Consider the following 19,080-nt stretch of genomic DNA (forward strand, 5'->3'; position numbering starts at 1 on the left):
TAGATTTTAGGCAAAAACAGTAGCATGAAACGCCATTGCCGATTAAAGCAGTATAAAATACTGGCTTCTCTGCCTGTTCAAGGCAGGATAAGGGCTATCACGCCTCTAAGGCAGTCAGGAACTGAATGTTTCCCTTATGAGCATCGCATTAAGCCCAAAGAACATATATTCTTTAATTTCAATTAATTAGCAAAGAATTTTGCGCCAAAGCACATTTCCAGACCAATAAGCTTGCCATTTGACCTGTATCAGCTTTCCCGATAAGTTGGAAATCCGCTGGAAGCTTTCTGGATGAGCAGCCTGCTCATCATATTTATGCAGTAATTGAGATCCCCTCTTCACCGTATTAACCGATGCGAAAAGGACAAAAAAGGGGCGAATGCGAGGTAAGCGTATGACACGCAAACCCCGTCGCCACGCTCTTTCTGTGCCCGTGCGCAGCGGTTCGGAAGTGGGGTTCCCGCAGAGCCTGGGGAGGTTCACTGATATGTTGTACGATAAATCCCTTGAGAAGGATAACTGTGGTTTCGGCCTGATCGCCCACATAGAAGGCGAACCTAGCCACAAGGTAGTGCGTACTGCAATACACGCACTGGCCCGAATGCAGCACCGTGGCGCGATTCTCGCCGATGGTAAAACCGGTGACGGTTGTGGCCTGCTATTACAAAAACCGGATCGCTTTTTTCGCATCGTTGCGCAGGAGCGCGGCTGGCGTTTAGCAAAAAACTACGCCGTCGGGATGCTCTTCCTGAATAAAGATCCTGAACTCGCCGCTGCCGCACGCCGCATCGTTGAAGAAGAACTGCAACGCGAAACCTTGTCGATTGTGGGCTGGCGTGATGTCCCCACTAACGAAGGCGTGCTGGGTGAAATCGCCCTCTCTTCTCTGCCACGCATTGAGCAAATTTTCGTTAACGCTCCGGCTGGCTGGCGTCCGCGTGATATGGAGCGCCGTCTGTTTATCGCCCGCCGCCGCATTGAAAAGCGTCTCGAAGCCGACAAAGACTTCTACGTCTGTAGCCTGTCGAATCTGGTGAACATCTATAAAGGTCTGTGTATGCCGGCGGATCTGCCGCGCTTCTACCTGGATCTTGCGGACCTGCGTCTGGAATCGGCCATTTGCCTGTTCCACCAGCGCTTCTCCACTAACACCGTACCGCGCTGGCCGCTGGCGCAGCCGTTCCGCTACCTGGCGCATAACGGTGAAATCAACACCATCACCGGTAACCGCCAATGGGCGCGCGCCCGTACCTATAAATTCCAGACGCCACTGATCCCTGACCTGCACGACGCCGCGCCGTTCGTCAACGAAACCGGCTCTGACTCCAGTTCCATGGATAACATGCTGGAACTGCTGCTGGCAGGCGGGATGGATATCATCCGTGCTATGCGTCTGTTAGTACCACCCGCCTGGCAGAACAACCCGGATATGGACCCGGAACTGCGTGCCTTCTTTGACTTTAACTCCATGCATATGGAGCCGTGGGATGGCCCAGCGGGCATCGTGATGTCTGACGGTCGTTTTGCCGCCTGCAACCTCGACCGTAACGGTCTGCGTCCGGCGCGCTACGTCATCACCAAAGACAAGCTCATCACCTGCGCCTCTGAAGTCGGTATCTGGGATTATCAGCCTGACGAAGTGGTCGAAAAAGGCCGCGTCGGGCCAGGCGAACTGATGGTGATCGACACCCGCAGTGGGCGCATTCTGCACTCGGCAGAAACCGATGACGATCTGAAAAGCCGCCATCCATATAAAGAGTGGATGGAGAAAAACGTCCGCCGTCTGGTACCGTTTGAAGATCTGCCCGATGAAGAAGTGGGTAGCCGCGAACTGGATGACGACACGCTTGCCAGCTACCAGAAACAGTTTAACTACAGCGCAGAAGAGCTGGACTCCGTAATTCGCGTACTGGGCGAAAATGGTCAGGAAGCCGTCGGTTCGATGGGCGACGACACCCCATTCGCCGTGCTCTCCAGTCAGCCGCGCATTATTTACGACTACTTCCGTCAGCAGTTTGCGCAGGTAACCAACCCGCCAATCGACCCGTTGCGCGAAGCGCATGTTATGTCGCTCGCCACCAGCATCGGTCGTGAAATGAACGTCTTCTGTGAAGCAGAAGGCCAGGCGCACCGTTTAAGCTTTAAATCGCCGATTCTGCTCTACTCCGATTTCAAACAGCTCACGACGATGAAAGAGGAGCACTACCGCGCAGATACGCTGGATATCACCTTTGACGTCACCAAAACCACGCTCGAAGCGACGGTCAAAGAGCTGTGCGACAAAGCCGAAAAAATGGTACGTAGCGGCACTGTGCTGCTGGTGCTCTCCGACCGGAATATCGCTAAAGATCGCCTGCCGGTTCCGGCCCCGATGGCGGTTGGCGCGATCCAGACCCGTCTGGTCGATCAAAGCCTGCGTTGCGATGCCAACATCATCGTCGAAACTGCCAGCGCCCGCGATCCGCACCACTTTGCCGTGTTGCTGGGCTTCGGCGCGACGGCTATTTATCCGTACCTTGCCTATGAAACGCTGGGCCGCCTGGTAGACACTCAGGCGATTGCCAAAAATTATCGTACCGTGATGCTGAACTACCGTAACGGCATCAACAAAGGCTTGTACAAAATCATGTCCAAAATGGGCATCTCCGCCATCGCCTCTTATCGCTGCTCGAAACTGTTTGAAGCGGTCGGTCTGCACGATGATGTAGTGGGCCTGTGCTTCCAGGGGGCGGTCAGCCGCATTGGCGGAGCAAGCTTTGAAGACTTCCAGCAGGATCTACTGAATCTCTCGAAACGTGCCTGGCTGGCGCGTAAGCCCATCAGCCAGGGCGGCCTGCTGAAATACGTGCACGGTGGCGAATACCACGCCTACAACCCGGACGTGGTGCGCACGCTGCAACAGGCGGTCCAGAGCGGCGAGTACAGCGACTATCAGGAATACGCGAAGCTGGTTAATGAGCGTCCGGCAACCACGCTGCGCGATCTGCTGGCAATTACGCCGGGTGAAAATGCGGTCAACATTGCTGATGTTGAACCGGCAAGCGAACTTTTTAAACGCTTCGATACCGCCGCGATGTCTATCGGCGCGTTAAGCCCGGAAGCCCACGAGGCGCTGGCGGAAGCGATGAACAGCATCGGCGGTAACTCGAACTCCGGTGAAGGCGGTGAAGACCCGGCGCGATACGGCACTAACAAAGTGTCGCGCATCAAGCAGGTGGCTTCCGGTCGCTTCGGTGTTACTCCGGCGTATCTGGTCAATGCCGACGTCATTCAAATTAAAGTCGCTCAGGGCGCGAAGCCCGGCGAAGGCGGTCAGTTGCCGGGCGATAAAGTCACTCCTTACATCGCCAAACTGCGCTATTCGGTGCCGGGCGTGACGCTGATCTCCCCGCCGCCGCACCACGATATCTACTCTATTGAGGACTTAGCGCAGCTTATTTTCGATCTCAAGCAGGTTAACCCGAAAGCGATGATCTCCGTGAAGCTGGTTTCCGAACCGGGCGTCGGCACCATCGCCACCGGCGTGGCGAAAGCTTATGCGGACTTGATCACCATCGCAGGCTATGACGGCGGCACTGGCGCAAGTCCGCTTTCATCGGTGAAATACGCAGGCTGTCCGTGGGAGCTGGGGCTTGTTGAAACACAACAGGCGCTGGTTGCCAATGGTCTGCGTCATAAGATCCGTTTGCAGGTTGATGGCGGCCTGAAAACCGGCGTTGATATCATTAAAGCAGCAATTCTCGGCGCAGAAAGCTTCGGCTTCGGCACTGGCCCAATGGTCGCACTCGGCTGTAAATATCTGCGAATCTGCCACCTGAACAACTGCGCCACGGGTGTAGCAACTCAGGACGACAAACTGCGTAAGAATCACTATCACGGCCTGCCGTTCAAGGTGACGAATTACTTTGAGTTTATCGCCCGTGAAACCCGCGAGCTGATGGCACAGCTGGGCGTAACGCGTCTGGTGGATCTGATTGGTCGCACCGACCTGCTGAAAGAGCTGGACGGTTTCACCGCCAAACAGCAGAAACTGGCGCTGTCGAAGCTGCTGGAGACTGCCGAGCCGCATCCAGGTAAGGCGCTCTACTGCACCGAAAACAACCCGCCGTTTGATAACGGCTTGCTGAACGCGCAGTTGCTGCAACAGGCGAAACCGTTTGTCGATGAACGCCAGAGCAAAACCTTCTGGTTCGATATTCGCAACACCGACCGTTCTGTCGGCGCGTCGCTTTCAGGCTATATCGCCCAGACGCACGGCGATCAGGGGCTGGCTGCCGATCCTATCAAAGCGTACTTCAACGGCACCGCAGGCCAGAGCTTCGGCGTGTGGAACGCGGGCGGCGTGGAGCTGTATCTGACGGGCGATGCCAACGACTATGTCGGTAAAGGCATGGCGGGCGGCTTAATCGCCATTCGTCCTCCGGTTGGTTCCGCCTTCCGCAGCCATGAGGCGAGCATTATCGGCAACACTTGCCTGTATGGCGCGACCGGCGGTCGTCTGTATGCCGCAGGCCGCGCGGGTGAACGTTTCGGCGTGCGTAACTCCGGTGCTATCACCGTGGTAGAAGGCATTGGCGACAACGGCTGTGAATATATGACGGGCGGTATTGTCTGTATTCTGGGTAAAACCGGCGTTAACTTCGGTGCGGGTATGACCGGCGGCTTCGCTTACGTTCTCGATGAAAGTGGCGATTTCCGCAAACGCGTTAACCCGGAACTGGTCGAGGTCTTAAGCGTTGACGATCTGGCGATCCATGAAGAGCATCTGCGTGGTCTTATCACCGAGCATGTTCAGCATACTGGCTCTCAGCGCGGTGAAGAGATTCTGGCGAACTGGTCAACCTTCGCCACTAAATTTGCGCTGGTTAAACCGAAGTCCAGTGATGTAAAAGCACTGCTGGGTCACCGTAGTCGTAGCGCAGCAGAGTTGCGCGTGCAGGCGCAGTAAGGGGTAGCAACAATGAGTCAGAATGTTTATCAATTTATCGACCTGCAGCGCGTTGATCCGCCAAAGAAACCGCTGAAGATCCGCAAAATTGAGTTTGTTGAAATTTACGAGCCGTTTTCCGAAGGCCAGGCCAAAGCGCAGGCTGACCGCTGCCTGTCGTGCGGCAACCCATACTGCGAGTGGAAATGTCCGGTACACAACTACATCCCGAACTGGCTGAAGCTCGCCAATGAGGGGCGTATTTTTGAAGCGGCGGAACTGTCGCACCAGACCAACACCCTGCCGGAAGTGTGCGGACGTGTCTGCCCGCAGGATCGTCTGTGCGAAGGTTCCTGCACCCTGAACGATGAGTTTGGCGCAGTGACCATCGGCAACATTGAGCGCTATATCAACGATAAAGCGTTCGAGATGGGCTGGCGTCCGGATATGTCCGGCGTGAAACAGACCGGTAAAAAAGTGGCGATTATCGGCGCAGGCCCGGCCGGTCTGGCGTGTGCGGATGTCCTGACGCGCAACGGCGTAAAAGCGGTCGTCTTCGACCGTCACCCGGAAATTGGCGGCTTGCTGACCTTCGGTATTCCGGCCTTCAAGCTGGAAAAAGAGGTAATGACGCGCCGCCGTGAAATCTTCACCGGCATGGGTATTGAATTTAAACTCAATACCGAAGTGGGCCGCGACGTGCAGCTGGACGATCTGCTGAGTGATTACGATGCCGTGTTCCTTGGCGTCGGGACTTATCAGTCAATGCGCGGCGGACTGGAAAACGAAGACGCCGATGGCGTGTACGCAGCGCTGCCGTTCCTTATCGCCAACACCAAACAGTTAATGGGCTTTGGTGAAACCAACGACGAACCGTTCGTCAGCATGGAAGGTAAACGCGTGGTAGTACTTGGCGGTGGCGACACTGCGATGGACTGCGTGCGCACGTCTGTACGCCAGGGAGCGAAGCACGTAACCTGTGCCTATCGTCGTGATGAAGAGAACATGCCGGGTTCCCGCCGCGAAGTGAAAAACGCGCGGGAAGAAGGTGTTGAGTTCAAATTCAACGTCCAACCGCTGGGGATTGAAGTGAACGGTAACGGCAAAGTCAGCGGCGTAAAAATGGTGCGTACCGAAATGGGCGAACCGGATGCCAAAGGCCGTCGCCGCGCGGAGATCGTGGCAGGTTCCGAACATATCGTTCCAGCAGATGCAGTGATCATGGCGTTTGGTTTTCGCCCACACAGCATGGAATGGCTGGCAAAACACAGCGTTGAGCTGGATTCACAAGGCCGCATCATCGCCCCGGAAGGCAGCGACAACGCTTTCCAGACCAGCAACCCGAAAATCTTTGCTGGCGGCGATATCGTCCGTGGTTCCGATCTGGTGGTGACCGCCATTGCCGAAGGTCGTAAGGCGGCTGACGGCATTATGAACTGGCTGGAAGTTTAAGTAGCCACAACGCTGCGAAGCCCGGATACATCGGGCTTCGCAGCGTTAAAAAATTATAATTTTCTGAAAAACCCCGAATAGTCACGCTGGTGATTGTTTCCTGAATTTCTCCCTCTATACTCAATCCATATTTGCGATGGACGCGCAATACGCTGTTACGGAAAACAGTCTCCTTCTGCTTTGCTTAACGCCTCTTTGACTCCATCACTTCTCCACGCCAACAGAGAATGACAATGGAACTGACCGTTGAATCAGTGCAAGCCCTGGCGCCCGATGACGCCTCGGTGAAAGCGGCTCGTGGGCTGGTTGCTCCCGCAAAATGGCCGACGCTCGGATATAGCGAGACCGCCTTCTGGGGAGAGTGTAAAGGTAGCGGCTCCCGCCCTTATCAGGTACGGATCGACAGACTGGATCTGACCTGTAAATGTTCCTGCCCCAGCCGTAAATTCCCCTGCAAACATAGTCTTGCGCTGCTCTTGCTCCAGGTGCAACAAACCACAAGCTTCACCGCTGGCGAACCACCTGAATGGGTGAGCGAGTGGCTAACCTCGCGCCAGCAGCGGGCGGTTCGCCAAGAAGAGAAGAAAGAACAGGCTGAGGCAAAAGCTGCCGACCCGCAGGCTGCCGCCAAACGGGAAGCGGCGCGTAACCAAAAAATGACGGCGGGGCTGGATTTCCTCGAACAGTGGATGCACGACCTTATTCGCCACGGTCTGGCGCAGATCTCTGCCCAACAACTGCCTTTTGCCGGGATCGCCGCCCGCATGGTCGACGCCCAACTGCCGGGAATTTCCGCCCGCCTGAACAACCTGACCACTCTTTTTACTACCGCCGAGACATGGCCATCGAGTCTGTGCAGAGAACTGGGGCAGCTACAGCTGATTATTGACGCCTGGCGCCAGCAACAAGCGTTATCTCCAGCACAACTCAGCGATCTCCATGCGGCATTGGGAATAACTGCGGATAAAAATGACGTCGCTGTCGGAGAAACCTGCCAGGATAACTGGCTGGTCTTAGGGCAAAGCGCGCAAGAAGAGAACAATTTATGGCGACGCCGGGTCTGGCTGTATGGAGAAAAGAGTCACTGTACCGCGCTGCTGCTGGACTATTCACACGGTGGGAAAAACTTTCCTCAGCACTTTATCACCGGGCAAGTCTGTCACGGCGCACTCGCCTTTTTCCCCGGCGCATCACCGTTACGGGCGCGGGTTGTGGAGCCATTTACCAGCGGTGAAAAATTCCCGCTTGCAGAATTACCCCTCCCAAACGCGCTGCATGAAATGGCGCAGCGGCTTAGTGCCAATCCCTGGCAATGGCCTCTGCCGCTACGCGTGAGCGAAATGTTGATTTACCCGCACGAGAGCGGCTGGCGGTTTGTCTCGACACAGGGCCAGCACTTACCGGCGCGCCTGTCTTCGGACGAGGGCTGGCGGTTACTTGCTGCCAGCGGCGGCGCGCCGTTTATGCTAATGGGGGAATGGGACGGTCAGCAACTGACGCCCTGTAGCGCCTGGCTTGCTGGTAGCGTGATTTGGGCAACCGGAGGCGCACAATGAACGAATGGCAAAATTTAACCCGCACGGCACTGCTCGGCACAGACCAAAAAGCGTTTACATCGTCGGCGTCACAAAGCGAGATCGGGCAACTCCTGTCTGAACTGACGAATAACACCTCCGCAGAACAACAGTTGCTGCGCTCGGCGGGCGTTCTGGCACTCTGCCAACTTGCAGGCTGGGAGCCGCAGGCAATTGTTCCCACACCGCTGCCGGAAATGGGCGAAGAAAATGCTCAGACAATAAACAACCCAGCTTTTGCAGGCCTGCTGCATCTGCTGCTGGCAGAAGGGCCGCCGCGTTTGCTGTGGTCGGCGCTTGATCACCTGGTTCAGCGTCAGCTTCTTCCTCCGCCCCTGCTGTTACCGGCATTGCTGAATTATGGCGCGCAAAAGCCATCGCTACGCGGCATCCTGCCCGATGTTCTGGGCGCTCGCGGGCGCTGGCTGGCGCAGATTAACGCCGACTGGGGCTACTTTCTCGCCTCCGGTGACGCTCCGCTGGATGAAGAAATGTGGCTGCACGGCACGCCCGAACAGCGTCTGCAATATCTGACGCAACTGCGCACGTGCGCCCCGGAGCAGGCCCGCGATCGGCTGGCGCAGGAGATGAGCACGCTGGATGCCCGCGAACGCGCGCAGTTATTGGCAGTGCTGGAAGTGGAAATCTCACTGCATGACGAAGCTTTTCTGGAACAGACCTTATCCGATCGCAGTAAAGAGGTGCGGCAAACTGCGGCACGGTTACTGCGTTGTCTGCCGGAAAGCGCCTGGATCTCGCGCATGAAGTCCCGGTTAGCGCCGTTGCTCAATTCATCCCCCGATCCTGAGACCTTACTTGCAAGGCTAAAAGGCTTAATCGGCAAAGAAAAAACGTTGCTCGTCACTCTTGATACCCCGGCGGCGTTCTCGCCAGAGTGGAAGGCCGATGCGCTGGAAGAAACTAAGCCCAAAGGCGAAAAGCTGGGCCAGCGCGCATGGTGGCTGTATCAGATAGTTTCTGCACTGCCGCTCGACTGGTGGCAAACACAAATGCAGGCCACACCAAATGAATTGCTGCGCTGGGCTGGGCAAACCGACTGGCAGGAGGCGCTACTGCGCGCCTGGTATAACGCCGTCCTGCGCGAAAAAAATCCACAGTGGGCGCAGGCATTCCTCGCCCTACTCCCCGTCGGAATAAGCATTCATCACCCCGCTGGCGTGAAGATTAACGCCTTTGAGCTTTTGCAATGCCTGCCCGTAGAAGAACACGAGCCAGTGTTGACGTCACTGTTTTCGGTGATGGGCGGCGAACATTTACAACGCTACATCGCTCTTTTACCGCAAGATGCTTCCCTCTTTAGCAGCTGCCTGAGCAAGCAAATGGTCATGAAACTGCACAGTTGGGTACAACAGGATGCTGCACGTTACGACTACACCTTGCGCCATGTGATGAGTGATTTCGCCTGTTTGCTGGCCCCCGAAGTCCTCAATGATGTCATTGAAAAGTGGCCGCACGACGCACAACAAACGCCTTACTGCGAGGCTGCCTTCACTGCCCTGAGCGCCACGCTGGCGCACCGAATTCAACTTCATTCGCTTTTTGTCGGAGAAACTACCTTATGAATGCCACCGCTACTGCCGCCGTTTTACGCCGACATGCCGAACAACAATTTGCTGAAGAACTGGCTGAGCTGCAAAAAAACGATTCTCATCCACGCCCGGAAAACTGGACTATTTCTCCGTGGTCCGTTGCTACTTATCTGTTAGGCGGGCAACTGGAAAATGGCTTTGAGGTCACGCCGAAATATATCGGCAACCGGCGGATTATCGAAACAGCCGTTGCCACGCTGGCAACCGATCGCGCACTGCTATTGTATGGCGTACCCGGCACCGCAAAATCCTGGGTGTCTGAACATCTGGCGGCGGCCATCAGCGGCGACTCAACGTTGATTATTCAGGGCACTGCTGGCACCGGTGAAGAACAGATGCGTTATGGCTGGAACTACGCGGAGCTGCTCTCTAAAGGCCCGTCACGTTCGGCGCTGGTAGAAAGCCCATTGATGCGGGCGATGGCGCGCGGGCAGATTGCACGCGTAGAAGAGCTGACGCGTATTCCTGCCGATGTTCAGGACACCCTGATCACGATTCTGTCGGAAAAAACGCTGCCTATCCCCGAACTGAATGAAGAGGTCCAGGCGACGCGCGGCTTTAACGTTATCGCCACTGCCAACAACCGCGATAAAGGCGTTAACGAGCTTTCTTCCGCTCTCAAACGTCGTTTTAACACGGTGATTTTGCCAGTGCCCGCCAGCGAAGAAGAAGAGATTAACATTGTCACTCGCCGCGTCGCCGAACTGGGTCAGGCGCTGGCGCTTCCCGCTGAACCACCCGCGCTTAAAGAGATTCAGCGAGTCGTGCAAATCTTCCGCGAACTGCGTAACGGTCTGACGGTTGACGGCAAAACGAAAATTAAGTCTCCGACCAGCACCCTCAGCACCGCAGAAGCGATCTCCGTTATCAACAACGGTATGGCGCTGGCAGGCCATTTTGGCGACGGCGTGCTGCATCCGCGGGATATCGCAGCAAGCCTTATCGGCGCAGTGGTAAAAGATCCCGTGCAGGACGACGTGGTCTGGCGTGAATATCTGGAAACCATCGTCAAAGAGCGCAGCGACTGGAACGATCTCTATCGCGCCTGTCGCGAAATTGTGTAATCAGCAAGGCAACCACTATGACTGAACAAACCGTTCATCTGTTTGGCATCCGTCACCATGGCCCTGGCTGCGCGCGCAGTCTGCGAAAGGCGCTGGAAGCGCTACAGCCCGACTGCCTGCTGGTGGAAGGGCCGCCCGATGGCGAATCTATTCTGCCTTTCATCCAGCATGAACAGATGCAACCGCCGGTCGCGCTGCTGATTTATGCCCCGGACGACTCGCATCATGCGGCGTTTTATCCCTTTGCGGCGTTCTCCCCGGAATGGCAGGCGCTGCGCTATGGTCTTGAGCAAAATATCGCCGTGCGCTTTATGGACTTGCCCATTAGCCACCAGTTCGCGCTTGATGACGAAAAAGAGAGTAGTGACGATGATGCCGTGGAAGCCAGTCCCGATAGCGATCCGCTGGACTGGCTGGGTCGCGCCGCCGGTTACACCGACGGAGAAAGCTGGTGGAGCCACAGAGTAGAAGAGCGTGAAGATGATTTGTCTCTGTTTGAAGCGATTCGCGAAGCGATGATTGCCTTACGCCAGGCAGAACCCGATGTCAGATACTCCACCCGCGAGCAACGGCGGGAAGCGCTGCGTGAAGCGTATATGCGCAAGACGCTACGCCAGGCGAAAAAAGAGGGCTTCTCGCGCATAGCAGTGGTCTGTGGTGCGTGGCACGTTCCGGCGCTGGAAAACCTGCCGCCCGCAAAGAATGATAACGAACTGCTGAAAAATTTGCCGAAGTGTAAGGTTGCCGCCGCCTGGACGCCCTGGAGCTACGAGGCCCTAAGCCGCGCCAGCGGTTATGGCGCAGGGGTAGTGTCACCGGAGTGGTACGATCATCTGTGGCGTTATCAGGGCGCATCTCACCGCGATATTGGCTGGCTGTCACGGGCGGCAAGGCTATTTCGCGCAGCCGATCTCGACTGTTCCAGCGCCCACATTATCGAAGCGGCGCGGCTGGCGCAGACGCTGGCGATTATGCGCCATCACCCGCAACCGGGGCTTGACGAGCTTTGCGAAGCGCTGCAAACCGTAGTGTGTATGGGCGAAAGCGCGCCAATGCAGATGATTCGCCAGAAGTTAATTGTCGGCGATGCGCTGGGGAGCGTACCGGATGACACGCCCGTCGTGCCGCTCCAACGCGACATTACGCAACAGCAAAAAACGCTGCGCCTGAAGGCAGAAGCCAGTGAAAAAGTGCTGGATCTCGATCTGCGCAAACCCGGCGATCTGGCGCGTAGCCATTTACTGCATCGCCTGACCTTACTCGACATTCCCTGGGGCCATCTGGCTGGACAAGGAAATAACAGCAAAGGGACGTTCCACGAAGTCTGGTCGCTACGCTGGGAACCGGCACTGGCAATGAACATCATTACCGCCAGCCGTTGGGGAAACAGCATTGAGCAGGCCAGCGCCCGCTACGCCATTGAGAGGGCGCAACATGCCAGCACGCTGCCGGAACTGGCAAAGCTTATCCAACAGGTGCTCCTGGCCGATTTACAGACCGCGATTGCCCCCATCGCCAATGCGCTGGAATCACTGGCTGCCACTCAGGGCAATATCGAACAGTTGCTGGAAGCCCTGGCACCGCTGGTAGCGATTGTCCGCTACGGCAACGTGCGCCAGACGGACTCCGGAATGGTAATGCAGGTACTGATGAGCCTCGCCCCGCGCGCCGCCATAGCCCTACCCGGAGCCTGTTCGGCGCTCAACGACGACAGCGCCGCCAGTATGAGAGAAAAAGTCATCGACGCCCACGCCGCGCTGCGGTTGCTGGATAACGAAGATCTGTTAGCCAGCTGGTTGCAGGCGTTGATGGTGTTGGCAGAGGGCAGTACCGCGCACGCGCTGCTTCGCGGAACGGCAACGCGCCTGTTGTTTGATCTGCAAACGTTAACGACAGAACGGATCACCACGCTGATGAACCTGGCGCTATCGGCAGCCAATCCCCCGGCGGAAAGTGCCGCATGGGCGGAAGGTTTCCTCAACGACAGCGCGATGGTGCTGCTGCACAATAGCGAATTATGGCAGTTGATCGATGCCTGGCAAAGCGGCCTGACCGACGATCACTTCACCCGGATCCTGCCGATGCTACGGCGGACATTCGCCCGTTTCTCCAGCCCGGAACGCCGCCAGTTAGGCGAACGCGCCGCGCAGGGCGAGCGTGTCGCACAGCAAGAAGAGACCAGCGGTATATGGGATGAACAGCGTGCCGCGTTAATGCTGCCGCTACTGCACCGCATTCTGGCTTTGCCACCACACGAAAGGGAAAATCATGTCGAGTAACGAAATGGAACGGCTGCGCCGCTGGCGTCTGATCCTTGGAGAAGATGTCGACAATGCCTGTAACGTGGCGCTGGATGCCAGAGAGTCCGCGATTGATGCAGCGCTGGCGGCGCTGTATCAGCCAGAGGGTAAACATGGATTACGCGGCGGCACGAGTGGATCGTCACCCAAAGTCGCTCGCTGGCTGGGTGATATCCGCCAGTATTTCCCCTCTTCTGTGGTTCAGGTGATGCAAAAAGACGCCTTTGAACGTCTTAATTTGCACAGTATGTTGCTGGAGCCGGAGATGCTGGCAAACGTCCAACCTGATGTGCATCTGGTCTCCACGCTGATGTCGCTGAATGGCGTAATTCCGGCCAAAACCAAAGAAACCGCCAGGCTTGTGGTACGTAAAGTTGTCGAGCAATTGATGAAACAACTTGAAGAGCCAATGCGTAGTGCGGTGAGCGGCGCTCTTAATCGTGCGGTACGTAATCGTCGCCCACGCCATGCGGAGATTGACTGGCAGCGCACCATTCGCGCCAACCTGCGCCACTGGCAGGAAGAGTACAAAAGTATTGTTCCTGAAACGCTCATCGGCTACGGGCGCAAGTCACAGCGCACGCAAAAGGAGATCATTTTATGTATCGACCAGAGTGGGTCGATGGCCTCTTCGGTAGTCTATTCCAGTATTTTTGGCGCAGTAATGGCATCACTTCCGGCGGTAAAAACGCATCTGGTAGTTTTCGACACCGCAGTCGTTGATATGACAGAGAAGCTCGACGATCCGGTAGAGCTGCTGTTTGGTGTGCAGCTGGGCGGCGGCACCGACATCAACCGCGCGGTGGGCTACTGCCAGTCTTTGATTCGCGATCCGCGCAATACCATTCTGGTGTTGATTTCCGACCTCTACGAAGGCGGTGTGGAACGTAACCTGTTGCAACGCGCCAGTGAGTTGATTCAGTCCGGCGTGCAGGTAGTTACGCTGCTGGCCTTAAGCGACGAAGGCGCACCGTTTTACGACCGGGCGCTGGCAGGAAAACTCGCCGCTATGGGCATTCCCTCCTTTGCCTGTACCCCTGATTTATTCCCCGGCATGATGGCCGCCGCCATTCGCAAAGAAGACGTGAATCTGTGGGCGGCACAACACGGCGTAGTGACAGCAAGAGAAACCGCCTGAGAATTCTGGCCGGATGCCCCGCTCCGGCCTTTTTTGATTCATCTTCATCACAACGTTACAGCACAATTGCTGGAAAGCGCCTCGCATAACGTGAAGAAAACCCATGTAACAAGCCCACCTGGATTGTTACCGGCAGATGCCTGACGTATAGCTGATTCCATTATTCAACACAGCGCCATATAAAGGGACAGATAATGGAATCGCTCTCAGAGAGAACCTCAACAGGCTACCAGCAAATCCACGACGGTATTATTCACCTGGTCGATAGCGCCCGGACGGAAACGGTACGTAGCGTTAACGCGCTGATGACCGCGACATACTGGGAAATTGGCCGACGAATTGTCGAATTTGAACAAGGTGGCGAGGCCAGGGCTGCGTATGGTGCGCAGCTAATCAAGCGACGATCAAAGGATTTAAGTCTAAGGTATAAGCGTGGGTTCTCTGCAAAAAACTTACGCCAAATGAGGCTTTTTTACCTCTTTTTTCAACATGTTGAAATTCGCCAGACAGTGTCTGGCGAATTAACACCATTGGGAATTCCGCAGACACCGTCTGCAGAATTCCCATCGGCAAAGATTTGGCAGACGCTGTCTGCCAAATCTTTCCCCCTGCCCTGGTCCACCTACGTCCGTTTACTTTCCGTTAAAAACGCTGACGCCCGCAGCTTTTATGAAAAAGAGACGCTCCGCTGTGGCTGGTCTGTTCGCCAGCTAGAGCGGCAAATTGCGACCCAGTTTTATGAGCGGACACTACTGTCACATGACAAATCAGCCATGCTGCAACAACACGCTCCTGCCGAGACGCATATTCTTCCGCAGCAGGCGATACGCGATCCCTTTGTGCTCGAATTTCTGGAATTAAAAGATGAATACTCAGAATCCGATTTTGAGGAGGCGCTGATCAACCACCTGATGGATTTCATGCTGGAACTTGGGGATGATTTTGCCTTTGTCGGTCGACAACGAAGGTTACGCATTGATGACAACTGGTTTCGGGTCGATCTGTTGTTTTTCCACCGCCGTTTACGCTGCCTGCTAATCGTCGATCTAAAAGTGGGCAAATTTAGCTATAGCGATGCCGGACAAATGAATATGTATCTCAACTACGCCAAAGAGCACTGGACGCTACCGGATGAAAATCCGCCCATCGGTCTGGTTCTCTGTGCAGAGAAAGGAGCCGGAGAAGCACATTATGCTCTGGCAGGTTTGCCTAACACCGTTCTGGCAAGTGAATATAAGATGCAGCTACCTGATGAAAAACGACTCGCGGATGAACTCGTTCGAACACAGGCGGTGCTAGAGGAAGGCTATAGACGCCGTTAATTTCAGCGGTTTCGAATTCTGCAGACAGTGTCTGCAGAATCTTTAAAACGAACTAAGTTTTAAACCATTAAATCAGCCTTAACCTTCACCACCACCTTTTTAATCTCACCAGGTTCGCCAACAACGCATCCTGGTTTATGCGGTTCTCCCGGCATAAACACGGCGAACATTCCCGGTTGCAGGATGATGGCTTGCTCGTTTTCAATGGTACTGCAAAGCTGGTAATCATCTTCATGGTGGAACTCTTCACACTGGCGCGCAGTGCCTGCCATGCCAAACAGAATCCGTTCCTCACCGTTTAATAACAGCTGGATATCAATGTATTGCTCGTGCAATTCCGCTTTTTTCTCAACGGGCGATTGAGTGTTAAACGTCATGACATTCATAAAGATATTGTCGCCCTGTAATTCGTAACGACCCGGTGCTTTTTCTTGTGGTCTGGCAGCTAATGCCAGCGTTAACGCGTCCTGTAACGCCGGATGTAATCCGGCAGACGGTAATGACTGTACTTCACCCATCATCATAATTTTTCTCCCTGGGCCAACAACGCAGCCCCAAGTAAACCTGCATCATGGCGGTAGTGCGCCGCCAGTAAATCAACATGAAATGCCGCTGGCTCCTGCGCCAGATACGTTTCCACCAACGCCAGATACCCTTCTGCCAGACCAACGCTGCCACCGACCACCACGCACTGGCAATCAGTTGTGGCTTTAATATCAGCGGTCAGCCTTGCAAGCGTACGTGCGGAGCGGTGAATCAGCTGCTGCGCCTGCTCGTCGCCCTGCCCGGCGCGCGTGAAAATGGTTTTCGCATCCGCGCCAGCCAACTCCCCCTGAGCTGCCGCTGCAATGCCGCGACCAGAAGCAATCGCTTCCACGCAACCTGTGCGTCCACAGCCACAGACTGGACCCTGCGGATCGGCAAGCGTATGCCCGATATGTCCCGCCAGACCACCAGGGCCGGTAAGCAGTTTGCCGCTGCTCACTACACCGCCGCCGACACCAGTGGAAACGGTGATAAACACCATCTCGGTTATATCCCCTTCCAGCGCCTGATACTCCGCCCATGCTGCGGCCTGCGCATCATTAATGGCAATGGTCGGCAAATCGGTAAGTTGTTCCAGTGTTTTGACTAACGGAAAGTGTAGCAATCCACCGAGATTATGCGGATTCAGCGCCAGCAGGCTGCCATCGCGGATTATCCCGGTTGAAGCGATGGCAACTTGTTGCGCATGAGCGTGTAACGGGGAGACTAATGCGGATAAGGCATCACGCAGCGCCTGCGGAGTCTGGCTGGCAGGCGTAGGTAGTTCACGGCGATCGCGGATCTGCCCGTCAGCGCCAATCAGCGCGGCGGCAAGTTTAGTACCGCCGATATCAATCGCCAGTGTGGTCATAGCACCGCCTTTTTCATCGCTGTGTTGTACCACTGACAAATGTGTTCAAGACGTGTGATTGCAGAACCGACCGTCACCGCCCACGCGCCGTGGCGCATCGCATCCGCCGCCTGAGCAGGCGAGTTGTAACGCCCTTCGGCAATCACCCGACATCCGGCGTCGCTCAACGTTTTCACCAGCGCCAGATCCGGCTCTTCTGGCGTTTCAGGCGTGGTATAGCCAGAAAGCGTAGTACCAATAATCTCGGCGCCCAGCTTTTGGCATGCCAGGCCGTCTTCCGGCGTTGAGCAGTCGGTCATCGCCAGTAAACCATGATGATGGATACGTGCCAGCAGCGTTTCAACAGGCACCGGACGCGGTCGGTCGGTGCCGTCAATCGCGATAATGTCCGCGCCCGCCTGCGCCAGCGCATCAACATCTTCAATATAGGCCGTGATGCGTACCGGAGAATCCTCCAGATCGCGCTTCACAATCCCGATAATTGGCACGCTCACCACCGCACGCGTGGCTTGCAGATTTGCCACACCTTCGATGCGAATGGCAACCGCACCCGCCTGCTCTGCCGCTAATGCCATGGCAGCGACGATTTCCGGTTTATCAAGTGGGCTGTCAGGCACCGGCTGGCAGGAGACAATCAGGCCACCGTTGGCGGCGATTTTTTGATCCAGTTGTGCAAGTAACGACATACTTCTTCCCTTAGCAAAAGGCCCGGCACATGGCCGGGCAACAGGATTAACTTTTGGTTTTGACTAAATCGTTTTTGGCGCTGCCAAACGGCACGGCACCGCTAAATGGTTTGCCGTCGATAGCGTCATGAGTGCGCAATGCTTCCGGGCGCAGCCAACGCTGAACGCGAGAAGGCATATCCAGCCCAATCAGCAGGATCACCACGAACGTCAGACTGAACGAAAGCGATCCCAGTGCCGTCCCCAGATCCAGACGTTGAGCAATCAACGCACCAATGATCGGCGCCAGTGCGCCACCAAGTGCACCAACGTTGTAGGTAAAGCCCAGACCCGCCGCACGCTGGTCGGTATCGAAATAACCACCAATCAGTTTCGGTAAGATCCCGGAGATCCCCTGACCGAGCATCTGCTGGAAGAACAGCAACAGACCAAGTACCCAGACGTTTGCACCGCCAATCGCAAATACCGGAATAATCAGCAATTGCGAGGCTAACAGGCTACAAACGTAGGCTTTGCGCGTTCCCAGCCAGTCACCGAGGAAGCCGCCGACACAGCAACCCACCGCCGCCCCAAAGCCGCTAAAGAACAGCACATTGGCGACAGTATGCGGATCATAAGCAAGATCGGTTTTCAGATACGTTGGCAGCAGTGCCTGAATCGGCCACGAGTAGAGGAAAGCAAATAACACAACCACCATCAGCATTACGCCCGTTGGCCAGCGTTTGCCCGTACTCTGTACCATAAAGCTGATAAAGATTGCGGCGCATAACAGCCCGAGAACAGCGACGATTGCGGCATTTTGCAGGTTACCGGCGAAGCAGAACCACAGCGCAGTAGCCGCCGCCAGCGTCATCACGATATTGGCGATGCGATGTTCACCACGGTAGAGAATATCCACCATCGTGCGCACCGGTGCTTTGCCCCCGTGTTTCTCTTTCCAGTCTTCCGCTTCCGGGATGTTTTTCCGCAGCCAGAGAGCAAAGATGATCGGCAAAATGCCGATAAAGAACAGCGCACGCCAGCCCCAGACCGGAACCACCAGGCTGTAGACCTGAGCGGCAACGACGGCCCCCACAGAGAAGCCTGAAATCAGAAAACCACTGGCTTTGTTACGCAGCTGTTTTGGCCAGCTTTCAATGACATAGGTGGCGCTGGAACCGTATTCACCCGCCATCCCCATGCCTATCACCAGACGAGCGATAAACATAGTGATGTAGCCAGGCGCAAAGCCGCAGGCCAGCGTCCCGACCGAGAAGAGAACGATACTGGTGACCATTGCCAGACGACGCCCGTAGCGGTCGCCCATAGCGCCAAGCATCAGGCCGCCGAACCAACGAGAGATGAAGGCTGCGGAAATCAGACTTGCCGCCTGTACCGTTGTCAGCCCGAATTCACCTTGTACTTCAGTGAGTACCAGGGCAATTAAAACGAAATCAAAACCATCAAGCAGATATCCCAACCAGGCAGCGGAAAATGCGCGCCATTGCGCACGATTGAGATGGCGATACCACGGGATATTCTGGGTTGTAGTACTCATTGTGAGTCTCCCGCGGTGGGCAATGCCCACACGCTTTGGTATGAAAATTGTAGGGTACAGATGCGCTTAGTTCC

12 protein-coding genes are annotated in these 19,080 nt (G+C 55.8%); 8 read left to right on the plus strand and 4 right to left on the minus strand.

The annotated features are described in order from the left end of the window. Window positions 1–487 precede the first annotated feature (487 nt). The 8 genes from gltB (at window position 488) to FFT88_RS18435 (ending at window position 15,387) form a co-directional block, all read left to right on the plus strand. Window positions 488–4,948 carry a glutamate synthase large subunit gene (gene gltB / locus FFT88_RS18400; protein WP_135403603.1) on the plus strand — a complete coding sequence of 1,487 codons (4,461 nt, stop codon included), beginning with the start codon at window positions 488–490 and terminating at the stop codon, window positions 4,946–4,948. A 12-nt stretch (window positions 4,949–4,960) separates the two neighbouring features. Then, window positions 4,961–6,379, plus strand: a complete 1,419-nt coding sequence (gene gltD, locus FFT88_RS18405; protein ID WP_000081668.1) for a glutamate synthase subunit GltD — start codon at window positions 4,961–4,963, stop codon at window positions 6,377–6,379. A 233-nt stretch (window positions 6,380–6,612) separates the two neighbouring features. Beyond that, complete coding sequence (locus tag FFT88_RS18410) at window positions 6,613–7,935, plus strand: SWIM zinc finger family protein (RefSeq protein WP_135403604.1); 1,323 nt, start codon at window positions 6,613–6,615, stop codon at window positions 7,933–7,935. Beyond that, entirely contained in the window at window positions 7,932–9,536 is a 1,605-nt protein-coding gene (locus FFT88_RS18415) for a DUF5691 domain-containing protein (protein ID WP_135403605.1), read from the plus strand. Before FFT88_RS18410 ends, FFT88_RS18415 begins: the two co-directional genes overlap by 4 nt. Beyond that, window positions 9,533–10,627 carry an AAA family ATPase gene (locus tag FFT88_RS18420; protein WP_135403606.1) on the plus strand — a complete coding sequence of 365 codons (1,095 nt, stop codon included), beginning with the start codon at window positions 9,533–9,535 and terminating at the stop codon, window positions 10,625–10,627. The genes FFT88_RS18415 and FFT88_RS18420 overlap by 4 nt, the downstream gene beginning before the upstream one ends. 17 nt (window positions 10,628–10,644) lie before the next feature. Continuing rightward, window positions 10,645–12,906: a DUF5682 family protein gene (locus FFT88_RS18425; RefSeq protein WP_135403607.1), complete on the plus strand. Its 2,262-nt coding sequence runs from the start codon at window positions 10,645–10,647 to the stop codon at window positions 12,904–12,906. Beyond that, on the plus strand, window positions 12,896–14,065 hold the full coding sequence (locus FFT88_RS18430) for a VWA domain-containing protein (RefSeq protein ID WP_135403608.1): 1,170 nt from the start codon (window positions 12,896–12,898) through the stop codon (window positions 14,063–14,065). The genes FFT88_RS18425 and FFT88_RS18430 overlap by 11 nt, the downstream gene beginning before the upstream one ends. Before the next feature lie 194 nt (window positions 14,066–14,259). Then, complete coding sequence (locus tag FFT88_RS18435) at window positions 14,260–15,387, plus strand: PDDEXK nuclease domain-containing protein (RefSeq protein WP_135403609.1); 1,128 nt, start codon at window positions 14,260–14,262, stop codon at window positions 15,385–15,387. A gap of 59 nt (window positions 15,388–15,446) precedes the next feature. Here the strand turns inward: FFT88_RS18435 and nanQ are convergent, their stop codons facing one another. From nanQ to nanT, 4 genes are read right to left on the minus strand one after another with little or no spacing between them, the layout of a single operon-like run. After that, window positions 15,447–15,911: an N-acetylneuraminate anomerase gene (gene nanQ / locus FFT88_RS18440; RefSeq protein WP_130219185.1), complete on the minus strand. Its 465-nt coding sequence runs from the start codon at window positions 15,909–15,911 to the stop codon at window positions 15,447–15,449. Continuing rightward, window positions 15,908–16,783, minus strand: a complete 876-nt coding sequence (gene nanK / locus FFT88_RS18445; RefSeq protein ID WP_135403610.1) for an N-acetylmannosamine kinase — start codon at window positions 16,781–16,783, stop codon at window positions 15,908–15,910. Before nanK ends, nanQ begins: the two co-directional genes overlap by 4 nt. Then, window positions 16,780–17,469, minus strand: a complete 690-nt coding sequence (locus tag FFT88_RS18450) for an N-acetylmannosamine-6-phosphate 2-epimerase (protein ID WP_000054238.1) — start codon at window positions 17,467–17,469, stop codon at window positions 16,780–16,782. The genes nanK and FFT88_RS18450 overlap by 4 nt, the downstream gene beginning before the upstream one ends. Window positions 17,470–17,515: 46 nt before the next feature. Beyond that, window positions 17,516–19,006 (minus strand): sialic acid transporter NanT, encoded by a 1,491-nt coding sequence (gene nanT, locus FFT88_RS18455; RefSeq protein WP_130223752.1) that lies wholly within the window; start codon window positions 19,004–19,006, stop codon window positions 17,516–17,518. Between the last annotated feature and the right edge of the window lie 74 nt (window positions 19,007–19,080).

The organism is Escherichia sp. E4930 (assembly GCF_005845405.1).
Taxonomy (GTDB): Bacteria; Pseudomonadota; Gammaproteobacteria; order Enterobacterales; family Enterobacteriaceae; genus Escherichia.

Coding starts and splice junctions, on each gene's coding strand:
- nanQ (WP_130219185.1), bottom strand. CDS start 15,911: ATGATGATGGGTGAAGTACAGTCATTACCGTCTGCCGGATTACATCCG.
- nanT (WP_130223752.1), bottom strand. CDS start 19,006: ATGAGTACTACAACCCAGAATATCCCGTGGTATCGCCATCTCAATCGT.
- FFT88_RS18415 (WP_135403605.1), top strand. CDS start 7,932: ATGAACGAATGGCAAAATTTAACCCGCACGGCACTGCTCGGCACAGAC.
- gltD (WP_000081668.1), top strand. CDS start 4,961: ATGAGTCAGAATGTTTATCAATTTATCGACCTGCAGCGCGTTGATCCG.
- FFT88_RS18410 (WP_135403604.1), top strand. CDS start 6,613: ATGGAACTGACCGTTGAATCAGTGCAAGCCCTGGCGCCCGATGACGCC.
- nanK (WP_135403610.1), bottom strand. CDS start 16,783: ATGACCACACTGGCGATTGATATCGGCGGTACTAAACTTGCCGCCGCG.
- FFT88_RS18425 (WP_135403607.1), top strand. CDS start 10,645: ATGACTGAACAAACCGTTCATCTGTTTGGCATCCGTCACCATGGCCCT.
- FFT88_RS18430 (WP_135403608.1), top strand. CDS start 12,896: ATGTCGAGTAACGAAATGGAACGGCTGCGCCGCTGGCGTCTGATCCTT.
- gltB (WP_135403603.1), top strand. CDS start 488: ATGTTGTACGATAAATCCCTTGAGAAGGATAACTGTGGTTTCGGCCTG.
- FFT88_RS18435 (WP_135403609.1), top strand. CDS start 14,260: ATGGAATCGCTCTCAGAGAGAACCTCAACAGGCTACCAGCAAATCCAC.
- FFT88_RS18450 (WP_000054238.1), bottom strand. CDS start 17,469: ATGTCGTTACTTGCACAACTGGATCAAAAAATCGCCGCCAACGGTGGC.
- FFT88_RS18420 (WP_135403606.1), top strand. CDS start 9,533: ATGAATGCCACCGCTACTGCCGCCGTTTTACGCCGACATGCCGAACAA.